The organism is Caldimonas tepidiphila, assembly GCF_003569765.1.
Classification (GTDB): domain Bacteria; phylum Pseudomonadota; class Gammaproteobacteria; order Burkholderiales; family Burkholderiaceae_C; genus Caldimonas; species Caldimonas tepidiphila.
Genome location: NZ_QXMG01000036.1, coordinates 33,116 through 49,019, shown reverse-complemented (window position 1 = coordinate 49,019; position 15,904 = coordinate 33,116). Strand labels below are relative to the sequence as shown.

Genomic DNA, 15,904 nt, shown 5'->3' with positions numbered 1-15,904 from the left:
CGGTCCACCAGGTATGGCCAAAGACGACGTCATTCAGATGCAGGGCGAGATCCTCGAGAACCTGCCCAATGCCACGTTTCGTGTGAAGCTGGAAAACGGGCACGTGGTTCTCGGCCACATCTCCGGCAAGATGCGGATGCACTACATCCGCATCCTGCCGGGTGACCGGGTGACCGTGGAGCTGACGCCCTACGATTTGAGTCGCGCTCGCATCGTGTTCCGGGCGAAGTGAGCAAGTTTTACTGAACCCGGAGCCGTGGCGTCCAGAAGACGCGCGGCGTGCAACAACAGGTCAAGGAGAAGACCATGAAAGTTTCGGCATCCGTCAAAAAGATCTGCCGCAATTGCAAGATCATCCGTCGCAACGGCGTGGTTCGCGTGATTTGCACCGACCCGCGTCACAAGCAACGCCAGGGCTGAGGCGGCGTTGAGTCGATCGCCCTGCTGAACGCGAATTAGAGGACGCAAATGGCACGTATTGCTGGTATCAACATTCCGCCCCAGAAGCACACCGAGATCGGTCTGACCGCGATCTACGGCATTGGCCGCACGACCGCCCAGAAGATCTGTGATGCCTGCGGCATCGAGCGCTCGAAGAAGGTCAAGGACCTGAACGATGCGGATCTCGAGAAACTTCGCGATGAAGTGGGCCGACTCACGATCGAAGGCGACCTGCGCCGCGAGCTTTCGATGAACATCAAGCGACTGATGGACCTGGGCTGCTACCGCGGCTTCCGTCATCGTCGCGGTCTGCCGATGCGCGGCCAGCGCACCCGCACGAACGCACGCACCCGCAAGGGTCCGCGCAAGTCGGGCGTCGCTCAGAAGAAGTAAGCCGTCGTCGCTCCCGCTGATTGAAAGAAGGTCACCATGGCTAAGTCTCCCGCCAATAGCGCCGCGCAGCGCGTGCGCAAGAAGGTTCGCAAGAACATCGCCGACGGCATCGCCCACGTGCACGCGTCGTTCAACAACACGATCATCACGATCACGGACCGCCAAGGCAACTCGCTGTCCTGGGCCTCCAGCGGCGGCCAGGGCTTCAAGGGCTCGCGCAAGTCCACCCCGTTCGCGGCGCAGGTCGCGGCGGAAGTGGCCGGCCGTGCCGCCCAGGAGCAGGGCATCAAGAACCTCGACGTCGAGATCAAGGGCCCCGGCCCGGGTCGCGAGTCCTCGGTTCGTGCGCTCGCCGCTCTCGGCATCCGCATCAACTCGATCTCCGACGTGACGCCGGTGCCGCACAACGGCTGCCGCCCCCAGAAGCGCCGTCGCATCTGATCTGAGCTAGAATCCGCTGCTTTGCAGTTCGCCGGCCGGCGCTTCGCGCGCCCGGTCGGCGGTTTTCGTTGAAGCCCACCGTCTGCGCCGCGCCCGGTTCCCCGGGCTTGCCGTTGCGACAGACTCGCGTGACCTCGCAGATTCCAGCGAGCCACGTCAGACACAAAGAGGAAGCACTCAAGTGGCACGTTATCTCGGCCCGAAGGCCAAGCTGTCCCGCCGTGAAGGCACCGACCTGTTCCTGAAGAGCGCGCGTCGCGCCATCGGGGACAAGGCCAAGTTCGAATCCAAGCCCGGCCAGCACGGCCGCACCTCCGGCTCCCGCACCTCCGACTTCGGTCTGCAGCTGCGCGAGAAGCAGAAGGTCAAGCGCATGTACGGCGTGCTCGAGCGCCAGTTCCGCCGCTACTTCGAGGAAGCCGACCGCCGCCGTGGCAACACCGGCGCCAACCTGCTGGTCATCCTCGAGTCGCGCCTGGACAACGTCGTCTACCGCATGGGCTTCGGCTCGACCCGTGCCGAGGCGCGCCAGCTGGTGTCGCACAAGGCCATCACCGTCAACGGCGAAGTCGTCAATATCCCGTCCTACCTGGTCAAGGCCGGTGACGTGGTCGCGATCCGCGAGAAGGCGAAGAAGCAGCTGCGCGTGCAGGAGTCGCTGAAGCTGGCCGAATCGATCGGCCTGCCGGGCTGGGTCGCGGTGGACGCGAACAAGCTCGAAGGCACCTTCAAGAAGGCTCCGGACCGCGACGAATTCGGCGCCGACATCAACGAATCGCTGATCGTCGAACTCTACTCGCGTTGACGCTCACCCCAAGGCGCCGGACACCTGCTGCGCGAAGCACGCGGCAGGGGCTGGCGCCTTGTTCTTGTTTCCCGGCCCGTGCTTTTTTGCGGCCGGGTGGTCCATCAGCCTTATCGGTGTAACGAGCCGAGGGTATTGAGAGGGAGACCTCATGCAAACCAATCTGCTGAAACCCAAAGCCATCAATGTGGAGCCGCTCGGCGGCCACCGCGCGAAGGTCACGCTCGAGCCCTTCGAGCGCGGCTACGGCCACACGCTGGGCAACGCGCTGCGCCGCGTGCTGCTGTCGTCGATGGTGGGTCATGCGCCGACCGAGGTCACGATCGCAGGCGTGCTCCACGAGTACTCGTCGATCGACGGCGTGCAGGAAGATGTGGTGCACGTGATGCTGAACCTCAAGGGCGTCACCTTCCGGCTGCACAACCGCGACGAGGTCACGCTGGTGCTGCGCAAGGAAGGCGAGGGCCCGGTCACGGCCGGCGACATCCAGACGCCGCACGACGTCGAGGTGATCAACCCCGACCACGTGATCGCGCACCTGTCGCAGGGCGGCAAGCTGGACATGCAGATCAAGGTCGAGAAGGGCCGCGGCTACGTCCCCGGCAACCTGCGCCGCTACGGCGACGAGGCGACCAAGGCGATCGGCCGCATCGTGCTCGACGCGTCCTTCTCGCCGGTGCGCCGCGTCAGCTACACGGTCGAGAGCGCCCGCGTCGAGCAGCGCACCGACCTGGACAAGCTGGTGATGGAAATCGAGACCAACGGCGCGATCTCCCCGGAAGAGGCGATCCGCTCGTCGGCCAAGATCCTGGTCGAGCAGCTCGCGGTGTTCGCGCAGCTCGAGGGCAACGAGATCGCCGCCTTCGACCAGCCGGCGCAGCGCAGCCAGCAGTTCGACCCGATCCTGCTGCGCCCCGTGGACGAGCTCGAGCTGACGGTGCGCTCGGCCAACTGCCTCAAGGCCGAGAACATCTACTACATCGGCGACCTGATCCAGCGCACCGAGACCGAGCTGCTCAAGACCCCGAACCTGGGTCGCAAGTCGCTCAACGAGATCAAGGAAGTGCTGGCCTCGCGTGGCCTCACGCTGGGCGCACGTCTCGAGAACTGGCCGCCGTCCGGCCTGGACAAGCGCTGAAACGGGTACCCCCCTACGGCCTTCGGCCGCCCCCCAGGGGGCGACACCGACGGCCCGGCCGAGCCGGATCCGTGGTGTCCGGCTCGGCCTGACAACTCACCACTTTTGCACGTGCAACCCCCGGTACCTTGTCCGGCCGGGGTTCAATAAGGAAAGGAACGCACCATGCGCCACCGTCACGGTCTTCGCAAACTGAACCGCACCTCCGAGCACCGCCTCGCGATGCTGCGCAACATGGCCAACTCGCTCATCGAGCACGAGGCCATCAAGACCACCGTCCCGAAGGCCAAGGAACTGCGCCGCGTCGTCGAGCCGCTGATCACCCTGGCCAAGGAGCCGACCGTCGCCAACCGCCGTCTGGCCTTCGACCGCCTGCGCAACCGCGAGAACGTGGTCAAGCTGTTCGACGTGCTGGGCCCGCGCTTCAAGGCGCGCCCGGGCGGCTACACCCGCATCCTGAAGATGGGCTTCCGCGTCGGCGACAACGCGCCGATGGCCTACGTCGAGCTGGTCGAGCGCACCGAGGCCGTCGAGGCCGAGGCTGCACCGGCCCAAGCTGCCGAGTAAGCCGACGGCTGCTGCCGCCTCCGGGCGGCGTCAGCGCGAGAAGGGCCAGCCTGTGCTGGCCCTTTTTCTTTGGCACACTGCCTCGCCATGTCCCTGCCCCTGCAAGCGTCCACGCCGTCGCTGTTCCAGGTCCGCCACCTGTCCAAGCGCTTCGGCGCCAACCAGGTCGTCGACGACCTGTCCTTCGAGATCCGTGCCGGCGAGTGCCTCGGCGTGATCGGGCCGAACGGCGCGGGCAAGACGACCACGATCCGCATGTGCCTCGGGCTGACGAAGCCCGACGCCGGGCAGATCGAGGCCTTCGGGCTGCCGATCCCGGCGCGCGTGCGCGAGGCCAAGCAGCGCATCGGCGTGGTGTCGCAATTCGACAGCCTCGACCCGGACTTCGACTGCACCGAGAACCTGCGCGTCTACGGCCGCTACTTCGGGCTGCCGGCGGCGGTGATCGAGCGGCGCATCCCCGAGCTGCTCGAGTTCTCGGCGCTGCAGGCCAAGGCCCGCGCGAAGCCGGCCGAGCTGTCGGGCGGCATGAAGCGGCGCCTGAGCCTGGGGCGGGCGCTCGTCAACGACCCCGACCTGCTGCTGCTCGACGAGCCGACCACCGGGCTCGACCCGCAGGCGAGGCACCTGATGTGGGAGCGGCTGCAGCGCCTGCTGCAGCGCGGCAAGTCGATCCTGCTGACGACGCACTTCATGGACGAGGCCGAGCGGCTGTGCGACCGGCTGCTCGTGATCGACCACGGCCGCAAGATCGCCGAGGGCACGCCGCGCGGGCTGATCGAGCGCCACCTCGAGACCGACGTGGTCGAGGTCTACGGCGACGGCGCGGCGCGCCTGATTGGGCCGCTCGGCGCGATGGCACAGCGCGTCGAGACCAGCGGCGAGACGGTGTTCTTCTACCTGAGCGAGCCCGCGCCGCTGCTGCAGGCGCTCGCCGGAGAGCACACCGTGCGCTACCTGCACCGCCCGGCCAACCTCGAGGACCTGTTCCTCAAGCTGACCGGCCGCCAGATCCGCGACTCCTGAGCGCCGCCGCCGATGATCGACACCCTCTATTCCCTTCCGCGCGTGAGCCGGCGCTGCCTGCCGGTGGTGCAGCGCAACCTGCTGGTATGGCGCAAGCTCGCGCTGCCAAGCCTGCTCGCCAACATCGCCGAGCCGCTGATCATGCTGGTGGCCTTCGGCTACGGGCTCGGCGCGCTGCTCGGCGAGGTGCAGGGCCTGCCCTACATCCTCTTCCTCGCCTCGGGCGGCATCTGCATGAGCGCGATGAATGCCGCGACCTTCGAGGCGCTCTATTCGGCCTTCTCGCGCATGCACGTGCAGAAGACCTGGGACGGCATCCTCAACGCGCCGATGCTGCTCGACGACATCGTGTTCGCCGAGATGCTGTGGGCGGCGCTGAAGTCGCTGTTCTCGGTGACGGCGATCCTGCTCGTGATCGTCGCGCTCGGCATCAGCCGCGCGCCGACGATGCTCGCGGCGCTGCCGGTGCTGCTGTTCGTCGGCATCACCTTCGCGTCGATCGCGCTGGTGTTCAACGCGCTGGCCAAGGGCTACGACTTCTTCACCTACTACTTCACGCTGGTGCTGACGCCGATGACCTTCCTGTCGGGCATCTACTTTCCGCTCGATCAACTGCCCGGCTGGCTGCAGACCGTCTCCGCGCTGCTGCCGCTGCGCGCCGCGGTCGATCTGGTGCGGCCGCTGATCATCGGCGAGTGGCCGGCGCAGTGGGCGCAGCCGCTCGGCGTGCTGGCGGCCTACGCCCTCGCTTCCTACTATCTCGCGGTGGTGATCACGCGGCGCCGCTTCTACCGCTGAGTCCCCCGCACGTCCTTCCGGGAGCCTGCCATGTCCGAATCCCCTGCCGTCCTGGTTGCGCTGAGCACCGCACCCGACGAGGCGTCCGCCCGGCGCCTCGCGCGTGAGCTGCTCGAGGCACGGCTGGTCGCCTGCGCCACGCTGCTGCCCGGCGCCGTCTCGATGTACTGGTGGAAGGGCGCGATCGAGGAGAGTGCCGAGTGGCTGCTGCTGCTCAAGACCACCGCCGAGCGCTGGCCGGCGCTGCTCGAGCGCCTGCCCGGCCTGCATCCCTACGAGGTGCCGGAGCTGCTGGCGCTGCCGGTGGCGGCCAGCCTGGAACCCTATCTGGAATGGCTGGTCACACAGACCCAAGGAGATCCGAGATGACCTGCCCCCGGGGACGCGCGCCCGCGTCCCGACTGCCCTGGTCCTGGCTGCTGGGCCTGCTCGCGCTGTGGCTGCTGCTGGCCCCGGCGCTGTCGCGCGCGTCCGAGGACTTCCTGGCGCCGGAGAAGGCCTTCCGCTTCTCCGCCCGCGCTGCCGATGCGCGCACGCTCGAGCTGCGCTTCGACGTCGCGCCCGGCTACTACATGTACCGCGAGCAGTTCCGCTTCGAGGCGAGCGGCGTGGACGGGGCGCCGGTGACGCTCGGCACCGCCGACATCCCGGCCGGCAAGGTCAAGTTCGACGAGACCTTCAAGAAGGAGGTCGAGACCCACCGCGGCACGCTGACGATCCGCCTGCCGGTGGAGCAGGCGGGCGGACCCTTCAAGCTCGGCGTCACCAGCCAGGGCTGTGCCGACCAGGGCATCTGCTATCCGCCAATGCAGAGCCATGCCGAGGTCCAGCTCGCCGCCTTCGGCGCCGCGACCGACCGGGTGGCCGTGCTGAGCGAGTCGGAGGCCGAGCGCTGGCGCGGGCCGGGCGGCGTCCTCTCGCGCTGGTTCTCCTCGACGCCGAACGCCTCGGCAGCAGCGCAGTCGGCACCGGCGCTGCCCGCCGCCGCGGCGCCTCAGGACGCGGGAGGCCCGGGCGATGCGGCGGCGGGAGGCGGCGTCGGGGACCGGATCGACGCCGCGCTGCAGTCGGGCAACCTGCTGCTGGTCGCCGCCGTCTTCTTCGTCGCGGGACTGCTGCTGTCGCTGACGCCCTGCGTGCTGCCGATGCTGCCGATCCTGTCCTCGCTGATCGCGGGCCAGGAGGCGCCCGCGGCGTCGCAGCGCAGCCGCGGGCTCACGCTGGCGCTGGCGTACTCCCTCGGCATGGCGCTCGTCTACACCGCCTTCGGCGTGGCGGCCGGTCTGGTCGGCGAAGGGCTCGCCGCCTGGCTGCAGACGCCCTGGGTGCTGGGCGCCTTCGCGGCGCTGCTGGTGCTGCTGGCGCTGTCGATGTTCGGCTTCTACGAGCTGCAGCTGCCCGCCGCGCTGCGCGAGCGGCTCGCGCACGCCGCGGGGCGCTCGCGCGGCGGCTCGCTGCTGGGCGTGTTCGCGATGGGCGGCATCTCGGCGCTGATCGTCAGCCCCTGCGTCGCGGCGCCGCTGGCCGGGGCGCTGCTCTACATCAGCCAGACGCGCGACGTGCTGCTCGGCGGCGGCGCGCTGTTCTCGCTCGCCTGGGGCATGAGCGTGCCGCTGCTGCTGCTCGGCGCCTCGGCGGGCCGCTGGCTGCCGCGCGCCGGCGGCTGGATGGAGCACGTGAAGCACTTCTTCGGCGCGCTGCTGATCGCGGTCGCGCTGTGGCTGCTGCAGCCGGTGCTGCCCGGGGCGCTGGCGATGCTGCTGTGGGGCGCGCTGTTGCTGATCGGCGCGGTCTACCTGCGCGTGTTCGACCCACTGCATGCGGGGGCGCGCGGCTGGGCGCGCTTCTTCAAGGGGGTTGGTGTCGTGCTCGCGATGCTCGGCGGGCTGCAGCTGGTGGGTGCGGCCTCCGGCGGCAGCGATCCCTGGCAGCCGCTTCGCCATTTCGCGCGGTCATCGGCAGCCGGGGCCATATCACCGGAAGCCGCCGCCGACGATGCCGCGCTGCGCTTCCGTCCAGTCGCGAGCAATGCCGAGCTCGATGCGCTGCTGCGCAGCGCGGGCCGGCCGGTGATGCTTGATTTCTATGCCGACTGGTGTGTCTCGTGCAAGGAGATGGAGGCCTTCACCTTCAGCGATCCGCGGGTGCGCGAGCTGATGTCCGGTGCGCTGCTGCTGAAGGCGGACGTGACGGCCAACGACGCCGAGCACCGCGCGCTGCTAAAGCGCTTCCGCCTCTTCGGCCCGCCCGGCATCATCTTCTTCGACGCCCAGGGGCGCGAGCTGCCCGGCGTGCGGGTGATCGGCTTCCAGTCCGCGGATCGCTTCCTGCAGAGCCTGCAAGCCGCCGGGCTCTGAGCCCTTTCAAAAAATCGACGAAGTGCTTGCGCAGGAAGTTTTGGTCGTGCTATAGTTTCACTTCTGACGCGGGGTGGAGCAGTCTGGTAGCTCGTTGGGCTCATAACCCAAAGGTCGTTGGTTCAAATCCAGCCCCCGCAACCAAATATCAAGCAGGCCCTCCATCGCGAGGGCCTGCTTTTTTTCGCGTTGCGGTTTTCTTCTCAATGGGGGAAGACCTGCACGTGCCGGGATGCGCGTGCGTCCATCGAGGGTTTTCCCTGGGCGGGGCGGTGCAAAACTCCTGGGGTGCGGCAAGGGCAGGGAACCGAGAGCCTTCATGGCAGGACATACAATCAGTCGTTTGTCCTGACCCCTTGGAGAAGTGATCCGTGTTTATCTCTGAAGCCTTTGCCCAGGCCGCTCCGGCCGCTCAAGGCGGCGCCGAGTCGACCCTCATGAGCATGCTGCCGCTGGTGCTGATGTTCGTGGTGCTGTACTTCATCATGATCCGTCCCCAGATGAAGCGGCAGAAGGAGCACAAGGCGATGATCGATGCGCTCGCCAAGGGGGACGAGGTGGTGCTGGCCAGTGGCGTGCTCGGACGCATCGCGCGCATGGGCGAAACCTACCTCCATGTCGAAGTCGCCAACGGCGTCGAGCTGCAGGTGCAGCGCAGCTCGGTGGTGCAGGTGCTGCCCAAGGGCACCTTCAAGTAAGCCGCGGGCGGACGCCCGTTCGTCCGCCGCGAAACGAGCTGGCGGCCGCACGCGCGGCCGGCCGGCGAAAGAGACGAGATGAACCGCTACCCCTGGTGGAAATACGCGATCCTCGTGGTCGCCGTGCTGGTCGGCCTGATCTACACGCTACCGAACTTCTTTGGTGAGGCGCCGGCGGTCCAGGTGTCCAGCGGCAAGGCGACCCTGAAGGTCGAGCCGGCGCTGGCCGCCCGCGTGGAGACGGTGCTGAAGGAGGCCGGCCTGCAGCCGGACTTCGTGCAGTTCGACGGCAACTCGGTGAAGGCGCGCTTTTCCTCGACCGACACCCAGCTGCGCGCGAAGGACGTGCTCAGCCGCGCGCTGAACCCCAATCCCGCCGATCCCGGCTACATCGTCGCGCTGAACCTGCTGTCGGCCTCGCCCGAGTGGCTGAGCTCGCTGCACGCGCTGCCGATGTACCTCGGCCTCGACCTGCGCGGCGGCGTCCACTTCCTGATGCAGGTGGACATGAACGCGGCGCTGACCAAGCGCGCGGAATCGCTGACCGGCGACATCCGCAGCCTGCTGCGCGACAAGAACATCCGCCACGCCGGCATCCAGCGGCAGGGCAACGCGATCGAGCTGCGTTTCCGCGACGCGGCCACGCTGGCCGCGGCGCGCAACACGCTCGGCGACACGCTGCCCGACCTGCAGTGGCAGGAGCAGCCCGAGGGCGGCGAGTTCCGCCTGATCGGCTCGCTCAAGCCCGAGGCGGCGCGCCGCGTGCAGGAGCAGGCGCTGCGCCAGAACATCACGACGCTGAACAACCGCGTCAACGAGCTCGGCGTCGCCGAGCCCGTGATCCAGCAGCAGGGCCTCGACCGCGTGGTGGTGCAGCTGCCGGGCGTGCAGGACACCGCGAAGGCCAAGGACATCATCGGCCGCACCGCGACGCTGGAGGTGCGCCTGGTCGACGACAGCGCGGAAGCCGCGGCCGCCGCGGCCGGCACCGGCCCGGTGCCCTTCGGCACCGAGCGCTACCTCGAGCGCGGCGGCGCCCCGGTGATCGTCAAGCGCCAGGTCATCCTGACCGGCGAGAACCTCACCGACGCGCAGCCCGGCTTCGACGGCCAGACCCAGGAGCCGGCGGTGCACCTGACGCTCGACGCGAAGGGTTCGCGCATCTTCCGCGACGTCACGCGCGAGAACGTCGGCAAGCGCATGGCGATCCTGTTGTTCGAGAAGGGCCGCGGCGAGGTGGTGACCGCGCCGGTGATCCGCTCCGAGATCGGTGGCGGCCGCGTGCAGATCTCCGGGCGCATGACCACCGCCGAGGCGGCCGACACCGCGCTGCTGCTGCGCGCGGGCTCGCTCGCCGCGCCGATGGAGATCATCGAGGAGCGAACGATCGGCCCGAGCCTGGGCGCCGACAACATCGCCAAGGGCTTCAACAGCGTGATCTACGGCTTCATCGCGATCGCCGTGTTCATGGTCGTTTACTACCAGCTCTTCGGCGTGTTCTCGACGATCGCGCTGGCGGTCAACCTGATGCTGCTCGTGGCGCTGCTGTCGATGCTGCAGGCCACCCTCACGCTGCCCGGCATCGCCGCCATCGCGCTGACGCTGGGCATGGCGATCGACGCCAACGTGCTGATCAACGAGCGGGTGCGCGAGGAGCTGCGCGCGGGCGTTGCGCCGCAGGCGGCGATCCACGCCGGCTACGAGCGCGCCTGGGCCACCATCCTGGACTCCAACATCACGACGCTGATCGCGGGTCTCGCGCTGCTCGCCTTCGGCTCCGGCCCGGTGCGCGGCTTCGCGGTGGTGCACTGCCTGGGCATCCTGACCTCGATGTTCTCGGCGGTGCTGTTCTCGCGCGGGCTGGTGAATCTCTGGTACGGCCGCAAGAAGAAGCTCAAGTCGGTGGCGATCGGACAGGTCTGGAGGCCGGCGACGGCCGCGGACGCGACCGGCAAGGCGTGATGCGTAAAAAGCGGTGCGGACCCGGCCTGCCCGGCAGGGCGGGTCCGCATGGCGGGCTGCCCGGGCTGCCAGCCTGAGCGGCCCTGTGGCCCGGGCGGCTCGGCCCGGCGCCCGACACTCGAGGATCTTCGATGGAATTCTTCCGGATCAAGCGCGACATCCCGTTCATGCGGCACGCGCTGGTGTTCAACCTCATCTCGGCGCTGACCTTCGCCGCCGCGGTGTTCTTCCTCGTCACGCGCGGGCTGCACCTGTCGATCGAGTTCACCGGCGGCACCGTCGTCGAGGTGAGCTACGCGCAGTCGGCCGAGCTCGAGCGGGTGCGCTCCACCGTCGAGGGGCTCGGCCTCGGCGAGGTGCAGGTGCAGAACTTCGGCACCTCGCGCGACGTGCTGATCCGCCTGCCGCTGCGCGGCGAGGCGCGCCAGTCCGACGTGGTGGGGCAGGTGTTCGGCGCGCTGTGCAAGGCCGAGGGCGGCAGCGTGCAGGCGCGCGAGACGGTCACCGACAAGGGCGAGGCCGTCAGCCGCCAGGTCTGCCAGGCCGGCGGTGCCGAGCCGCTGCGGCTGCAGCGCAGCGAGTTCGTCGGCCCGCAGGTGGGCTCGGAGCTCGCGCGCGACGGCGCGATCGCGCTCGCCGTCACGATCGTCGGCATCATGATCTACCTCGCGCTGCGCTTCGAGTGGAAGTTCTCGGTCGCCGCGATCATCGCCAACCTGCACGACGTGATCATCATCCTCGGCTTCTTCGCGTTCTTCCAGTGGGAGTTCTCGCTGTCGGTGCTCGCGGCGGTGCTCGCGGTGCTCGGCTACTCGGTCAACGAGTCGGTGGTGGTGTTCGACCGCATCCGCGAATCGTTCCGGCGCTTCCGCAAGATGAGCACGAGCGAGGTGATCGACAACGCGATCACCGGCACGATGAGCCGCACCATCATCACGCACGGCTCGACGCAGATGATGGTGCTGTCGATGCTGATCTTCGGCGGCCCGACGCTGTACTACTTCGCGCTGGCGCTGACGATCGGCATCCTGTTCGGCATCTATTCGTCCGTCTTCGTCGCCGCCGCGATCGCGATGTGGCTCGGCGTCAAGCGCGAGGACCTGGTGAAGGCGACCCGCCGCGAAGGCGATCCGGACGACCCCAACGCGGGCGCGGTCGTGTAGTAGAGTGGGGCGCTCCAAGGCATTCTGGAGTCACTGCTTCTGCCATGCAGCCTCCCGCTGACCCGAAGGCGATCGCCAGCCAGGCGCGCGCGCACTTCCTGCAAGTGCTGCTGGGCGAGCTGCCCGCCGCCGTGCAGGCGGTGGACGACGGGTTGCGCCTGCTGACCGAGCAGAATGCCTCCCCGGAGCTCGCGATCCGCCGCCGCGACAGCTGGCTGGACCTCAGGCGCCAGCGCGGGGACTGGGAGCGCGGCCTCTCGAAGGCCCTGGAGCGATTGCGTTCCGACAGGGGCTGGGCCGATTCGATCCCTTCCGGATTCTCCCGGAAGGTGGGCGATTTCTCGCTCGTCGATGACGACACGATCGACTGCGAGATTCTGGCGTCGCGGCTCGCTCTGGCGATCGTGGACCGGGCCTCCTTCGAGTTCACCGACCTGCGCTCGCGGCTGAGCCATCTGGAGCGCCGCGAGGAGTTGTCGGGCGGCGACGGCTTGCGCCCGCACGTGCTCGCGCGCGTGCTGCTCGATTCCTGGCGCGAGGCCGGCCTGACGCTCGATTCCTGGCGCGCCGCGCAGGGGGTGCTGCACACCGAACTCGCGCACCTGCTGGTGCGCGCCTATCACGACACCAACCGCTGGCTGGTCGAGCAGGGGGTCATGCCCGAGATCGACTTGCGGCCGATGATCCGGCGCGCGCACGACAGCGTGAGCGCGGTGGCCCAGCCGACGCTCCCGGCGGCGCTTGCCGGCGCAGCGGGAGGCGGGCCGCAGGGATCGTCGGGGGACGAGCCCGCGAGATGGCGCGGCCCGGCCGCGGCCTACGAGGAGACCCGGCTCATGTCGCGTCTCGCGCCCTCGCGGCCGCCGGGTGCCGGCGGCGGTGCCCCGACCGCCTGCGGGCAGCTCGAGCGCCTGATCGCGGCGCGGCTGCCGACCTTCGCCGCGCAGCCGCGGCAACCGGTTTCCGAGGCGCTGCAGACGGCGATGGCCGACGTGGAGCAGCGGCTCGCGCAGCAGTTGCGCGAGCTCGGCCCCGCGGCGGCCACCGCTCCCCTGCTGCTCGACGGGCTCCAGTCGAGCCGGCAGCTCCTCAAGAGCGCGGCCGAGTCGCCGATCGAGCGCGCGACGATCGAGATCGTCGCGCTGCTGTTCCAGAGCATCCTGACCGAGGACCGGCTGCCGGCCTCGGTGCGGGTCTGGTTCGCGCGGCTGCAGATGCCGGTGCTGCGCGTGGCGATCACCGAACCCGATTTCTTCGCCTCGCCCGACCATCCGGCGCGCAAGCTGATCGATCGCATGGGCGCGTGCGTGATGGGCTTCGACGCGGCCACCTCGGGGGCGATGGGCCCGTCGATCGAGGCCGAGATCAAGCGCATCGTGCAGGTGGTCGAGGCCTATCCGGACACCGGGCGGCAGGTGTTCCAGACCGTGCTCGGCGAGTTCGAGAAGTTCCTCGAGGACTACTTCCGCCACGAGAACGAGGGCTCGCGCGTGGGCGTGTCGCTCGCGCAGCAGGTCGAGCAGCGCGAGACGCTGTCGATCCAGTACATGATCGAGTTGCGCAAGATGCTCGACCAGGTCCCGGTGCAGGCCGGCGTGCGCGAGTTCCTGTTCCAGGTCTGGGCCGACGTGCTGGCGATGGCGGCCGTCAAGTCCGGGAGGCAGGGCGAGCAGACGCGGCAGATGAAGCGGGCTGCCGCCGACCTGATCTGGTCGGCGAGTGCCAAGGTCACGCGCGAGGAGCGGGGCGAGGTCATCCGGCGGCTGCCGCCGCTGCTGAGGAGCCTGCGCGAGGGCATGACGCTGGCGGGGTTGCCTGCTGAGCGCCAGGACCTGCAGATCCAGCGGCTCAACAATTCGCTGGCGGCCGCCTTCACCGCCAAGACGGGGGCGCTTGCGAGCGAGCAGTTCGAGGAGCTGATGCTGCGGCTCGAGGCGCTGGAGGAGCTGCTTCCCGGGGGCGACGACGTCGAGATCGATGAGGCGCTGGTGCTGGACCTGTCCGGTCACCAGAGCGCCGAGCTGGAGGTGGTCGGCGAAGGCGGGTCGATGCCGAGCGCGGACATGGTCGCCTGGGCGAGGGGCATCCAGGTCGGCCAGTGGTTCAAGCTCGACTACCGCGGGCGCAACGAGCCGGTGCAGCTCGCCTGGCAGGGCATGCGCAAGCACCTGAGCCTGTTCTCCTCGCCCGGCGGCCGCTGCGTGCTGTTCCAGCAGCACCGGCTGGCCTCCTTCCTGCAGGCCGGGCTGCTGGTGCCGGCGGACGACGAGGCGCTGACGGTACGCGCCACCCGCGTCGCGCTGGCCAAGCTCGACGCCGACCCGAGCCGGCTGCTCGACTGAGCCCGGGGCGGGGTCGGCCGGGCATGAAAAAAGGGCCTCGCGGCCCTCGGTCCTGCAGCGCGGCGCCGGCCGCGGGCTTCAGTGGATCAGGCGGTCGCCGGCATCGACGAACAGCTCGTCGAGGATCAGCGCATCGGGCTCCTCGCCCAGGCTCCAGAACACCATCAGCACGATGATCTTCAGGTCCTCGAGCGCCACCGGCGAGCCGGGGATGGCCATCGCGCGGTCGATCACCATCTCGCGCATCGGCGGCGGCAGCACGCCGGCCGACTCGAGGAAGCTGACGAAGCCGATGCATTCCTCGCCGAGCTGCTCCTGCTCGGCCCGCATGAACACCCGCATGCTGCTGGCGCCCTGCGTGCCGGTGTGCGAATCGGCGCTGCTCGCGAGTCCGTCCAGCCAGCTCAGCGCCTCCTGGATTTCCTCGTTCTCGAAGCCGACCGCGGTGAGCTTGCGGCGCAACTGGGCCTGGTCCGGGCAGGCGTCGGGCCGGAAGTAATTCTCGTAGAGGTAGACCAGCACATCGAACATGGAGTCACTATACCCCAGCCGCCTGCGCCTTCCGGTGCCCGGATGGCGGGATGGCGTGCGGTCTGCCGGGATGCTTGCCGGCGCGCACTTCAGGCGCTCGCGATGCGCTGCAGCAACTGCCCGGGCAGGCGCGCGACCTGCCCGCGCAGCTCGAGCTCGAGCAGCCGGGCATTGAGCTCGGACGCCGGCCAGCCGGTGCGCGCGGCCAGCGCGTCGAGCGTCACCGGCTCCCAGCCGAGCGCGGCGAGCAGCGGGTCGCCGTCCTCGTCCTCGTTCCCGCCGGTCGCCGGCTCCCGGGGCCCCGCGGCGGCGGCGGCGGTCGTCGGCAGGCACAGTTCCTCGAGCAGGTCCTGCGCGGTCTCGACGAGCTTCGCGCCCTGCTTGATCAGCGCATGGCAGCCGCGCGATTGCGGCGAATGCAGCGAGCCGGGGATCGCGAACACCTCGCGCCCCTGCTCGAGCGCCAGCCGCGCGGTGATCAGCGAGCCCGATTGCAGCGCCGCCTCGACCACCAGCGTGCCGAGCGACAGGCCGGAGATGATGCGGTTGCGGCGCGGGAAGTTGCCGGGCAGCGGGGGCGTGCCGAGCACGTACTCGCTCAGCAGCAGGCCCTGCGCGGCGATGCGGCGGGCGAGTTCGCCGTGTCCGCGCGGATAGACCTGGTCGAGCCCGGTGCCGACCACCGCCACGGTCCCGCCGGGTCCCTGCAGCGCGCCCTCGTGCGCCGCGCCGTCGATGCCGAGCGCGAGCCCCGAGACGACCGCCAACCCGGCACGACTCAGGTGGGCCGCGAAGGCCCGCGCGTGGTCGAGCCCCTGGCGGGTCGGGTGGCGGCTGCCGACCACGGCCACCGACGGGGCCGCCAGCAACTCCAGCCGTCCCGCGGCATGCAGCAGCAGGGGCGGGTCGGCGGTGGCGAGCAGCCGGGCCGGGTAGTCGGGGTCGCCGAGCGTGACGACATGCCGCTGCGGCTCTGCCTCGAGCCAGCGCAGCGTCGCGTCGAGCAGCGCGGCCAGCGTCGCGGGCTCGCGCTCCAGCGCCGCTGCAGGCCCCGCCGGCACCACCTGGCGCCGTGCCGCGGTCGAGGCCTCCAGCACGGCCTGCGGCGAGCCGAAGGCGGCGAGCAGGCGGCGGGCGGACTCCCGTCCCACCCCCGGTGTCTCCAGCAGCCGCAGCCAGGCGGCCAGTTCCCCGTGTGCGATCACGCTGCGGGCGGGAAGAAGGGGCCTTGCGGGCCGGTCC

Annotated in this window: 17 protein-coding genes and 1 tRNA gene; 16 read left to right on the top strand and 2 right to left on the bottom strand. The window is 69.5% G+C overall.

From position 1 onward, the window contains the following. Positions 1-13: 13 nt before the first annotated feature. The 16 genes from infA to D3A59_RS18180 all read left to right on the top strand — a co-directional run bounded on the left by infA (position 14) and on the right by D3A59_RS18180 (position 14,131). Entirely contained in the window at positions 14-232 is a 219-nt protein-coding gene (gene infA, locus D3A59_RS18255; protein WP_089416251.1) for a translation initiation factor IF-1, read from the top strand. A 74-nt stretch (positions 233-306) separates the two neighbouring features. After that, positions 307-420, top strand: a complete 114-nt coding sequence (rpmJ, locus tag D3A59_RS18250) for a 50S ribosomal protein L36 (RefSeq protein WP_047196694.1) — start codon at positions 307-309, stop codon at positions 418-420. A 48-nt stretch (positions 421-468) separates the two neighbouring features. Next, entirely contained in the window at positions 469-834 is a 366-nt protein-coding gene (gene rpsM, locus D3A59_RS18245) for a 30S ribosomal protein S13 (protein WP_119156759.1), read from the top strand. A 36-nt stretch (positions 835-870) separates the two neighbouring features. Next, positions 871-1,275: a 30S ribosomal protein S11 gene (gene rpsK / locus D3A59_RS18240; RefSeq protein ID WP_119156758.1), complete on the top strand. Its 405-nt coding sequence runs from the start codon at positions 871-873 to the stop codon at positions 1,273-1,275. A gap of 181 nt (positions 1,276-1,456) precedes the next feature. After that, positions 1,457-2,080, top strand: a complete 624-nt coding sequence (gene rpsD, locus D3A59_RS18235; protein ID WP_119156757.1) for a 30S ribosomal protein S4 — start codon at positions 1,457-1,459, stop codon at positions 2,078-2,080. A gap of 151 nt (positions 2,081-2,231) precedes the next feature. Further along, positions 2,232-3,218 (top strand): DNA-directed RNA polymerase subunit alpha, encoded by a 987-nt coding sequence (locus tag D3A59_RS18230; protein ID WP_119156756.1) that lies wholly within the window; start codon positions 2,232-2,234, stop codon positions 3,216-3,218. Positions 3,219-3,383: 165 nt separating this feature from the next. Continuing rightward, positions 3,384-3,785, top strand: coding sequence for a 50S ribosomal protein L17 (gene rplQ, locus D3A59_RS18225; protein WP_119156755.1), 402 nt, complete (start codon positions 3,384-3,386; stop codon positions 3,783-3,785). An 87-nt stretch (positions 3,786-3,872) separates the two neighbouring features. Beyond that, positions 3,873-4,811, top strand: a complete 939-nt coding sequence (locus tag D3A59_RS18220) for an ATP-binding cassette domain-containing protein (RefSeq protein ID WP_119156754.1) — start codon at positions 3,873-3,875, stop codon at positions 4,809-4,811. Between the two features lie 12 nt (positions 4,812-4,823). Then, complete coding sequence (locus D3A59_RS18215; RefSeq protein ID WP_119156753.1) at positions 4,824-5,609, top strand: ABC transporter permease; 786 nt, start codon at positions 4,824-4,826, stop codon at positions 5,607-5,609. A 30-nt stretch (positions 5,610-5,639) separates the two neighbouring features. After that, on the top strand, positions 5,640-5,978 hold the full coding sequence (gene cutA, locus D3A59_RS18210; protein WP_119156752.1) for a divalent-cation tolerance protein CutA: 339 nt from the start codon (positions 5,640-5,642) through the stop codon (positions 5,976-5,978). Beyond that, positions 5,975-7,966: a protein-disulfide reductase DsbD gene (gene dsbD / locus D3A59_RS18205; protein ID WP_119156751.1), complete on the top strand. Its 1,992-nt coding sequence runs from the start codon at positions 5,975-5,977 to the stop codon at positions 7,964-7,966. The genes cutA and dsbD overlap by 4 nt, the downstream gene beginning before the upstream one ends. Positions 7,967-8,033: 67 nt before the next feature. Then, positions 8,034-8,110, top strand: a tRNA-Met gene (locus tag D3A59_RS18200). 227 nt (positions 8,111-8,337) lie between these two features. Beyond that, positions 8,338-8,664, top strand: a complete 327-nt coding sequence (yajC, locus tag D3A59_RS18195; protein ID WP_119156750.1) for a preprotein translocase subunit YajC — start codon at positions 8,338-8,340, stop codon at positions 8,662-8,664. A gap of 78 nt (positions 8,665-8,742) precedes the next feature. Next, a complete protein-coding gene (gene secD / locus D3A59_RS18190) occupies positions 8,743-10,626 on the top strand; it encodes a protein translocase subunit SecD (RefSeq protein WP_119156749.1) in 1,884 nt (627 codons plus the stop codon). Between the two features lie 131 nt (positions 10,627-10,757). After that, entirely contained in the window at positions 10,758-11,789 is a 1,032-nt protein-coding gene (gene secF, locus D3A59_RS18185) for a protein translocase subunit SecF (protein WP_119156748.1), read from the top strand. A gap of 44 nt (positions 11,790-11,833) precedes the next feature. Continuing rightward, positions 11,834-14,131 carry a DUF1631 family protein gene (locus D3A59_RS18180; RefSeq protein WP_119156747.1) on the top strand — a complete coding sequence of 766 codons (2,298 nt, stop codon included), beginning with the start codon at positions 11,834-11,836 and terminating at the stop codon, positions 14,129-14,131. Positions 14,132-14,209: 78 nt separating this feature from the next. Here the strand turns inward: D3A59_RS18180 and D3A59_RS18175 are convergent, their stop codons facing one another. Together D3A59_RS18175 and dprA are read right to left on the bottom strand one after the other, a co-directional pair. Further along, complete coding sequence (locus tag D3A59_RS18175; protein WP_119156746.1) at positions 14,210-14,662, bottom strand: Smg family protein; 453 nt, start codon at positions 14,660-14,662, stop codon at positions 14,210-14,212. A gap of 89 nt (positions 14,663-14,751) precedes the next feature. Further along, positions 14,752-15,864 carry a DNA-processing protein DprA gene (gene dprA / locus D3A59_RS18170; RefSeq protein WP_119156786.1) on the bottom strand — a complete coding sequence of 371 codons (1,113 nt, stop codon included), beginning with the start codon at positions 15,862-15,864 and terminating at the stop codon, positions 14,752-14,754. Positions 15,865-15,904 lie beyond the last annotated feature (40 nt).

Coding starts and splice junctions, on each gene's coding strand:
- infA (WP_089416251.1), top strand. CDS start 14: ATGGCCAAAGACGACGTCATTCAGATGCAGGGCGAGATCCTCGAGAAC.
- rpmJ (WP_047196694.1), top strand. CDS start 307: ATGAAAGTTTCGGCATCCGTCAAAAAGATCTGCCGCAATTGCAAGATC.
- rpsM (WP_119156759.1), top strand. CDS start 469: ATGGCACGTATTGCTGGTATCAACATTCCGCCCCAGAAGCACACCGAG.
- rpsK (WP_119156758.1), top strand. CDS start 871: ATGGCTAAGTCTCCCGCCAATAGCGCCGCGCAGCGCGTGCGCAAGAAG.
- D3A59_RS18230 (WP_119156756.1), top strand. CDS start 2,232: ATGCAAACCAATCTGCTGAAACCCAAAGCCATCAATGTGGAGCCGCTC.
- rplQ (WP_119156755.1), top strand. CDS start 3,384: ATGCGCCACCGTCACGGTCTTCGCAAACTGAACCGCACCTCCGAGCAC.
- D3A59_RS18220 (WP_119156754.1), top strand. CDS start 3,873: ATGTCCCTGCCCCTGCAAGCGTCCACGCCGTCGCTGTTCCAGGTCCGC.
- D3A59_RS18215 (WP_119156753.1), top strand. CDS start 4,824: ATGATCGACACCCTCTATTCCCTTCCGCGCGTGAGCCGGCGCTGCCTG.
- cutA (WP_119156752.1), top strand. CDS start 5,640: ATGTCCGAATCCCCTGCCGTCCTGGTTGCGCTGAGCACCGCACCCGAC.
- dsbD (WP_119156751.1), top strand. CDS start 5,975: ATGACCTGCCCCCGGGGACGCGCGCCCGCGTCCCGACTGCCCTGGTCC.
- secD (WP_119156749.1), top strand. CDS start 8,743: ATGAACCGCTACCCCTGGTGGAAATACGCGATCCTCGTGGTCGCCGTG.
- secF (WP_119156748.1), top strand. CDS start 10,758: ATGGAATTCTTCCGGATCAAGCGCGACATCCCGTTCATGCGGCACGCG.
- D3A59_RS18180 (WP_119156747.1), top strand. CDS start 11,834: ATGCAGCCTCCCGCTGACCCGAAGGCGATCGCCAGCCAGGCGCGCGCG.
- D3A59_RS18175 (WP_119156746.1), bottom strand. CDS start 14,662: ATGTTCGATGTGCTGGTCTACCTCTACGAGAATTACTTCCGGCCCGAC.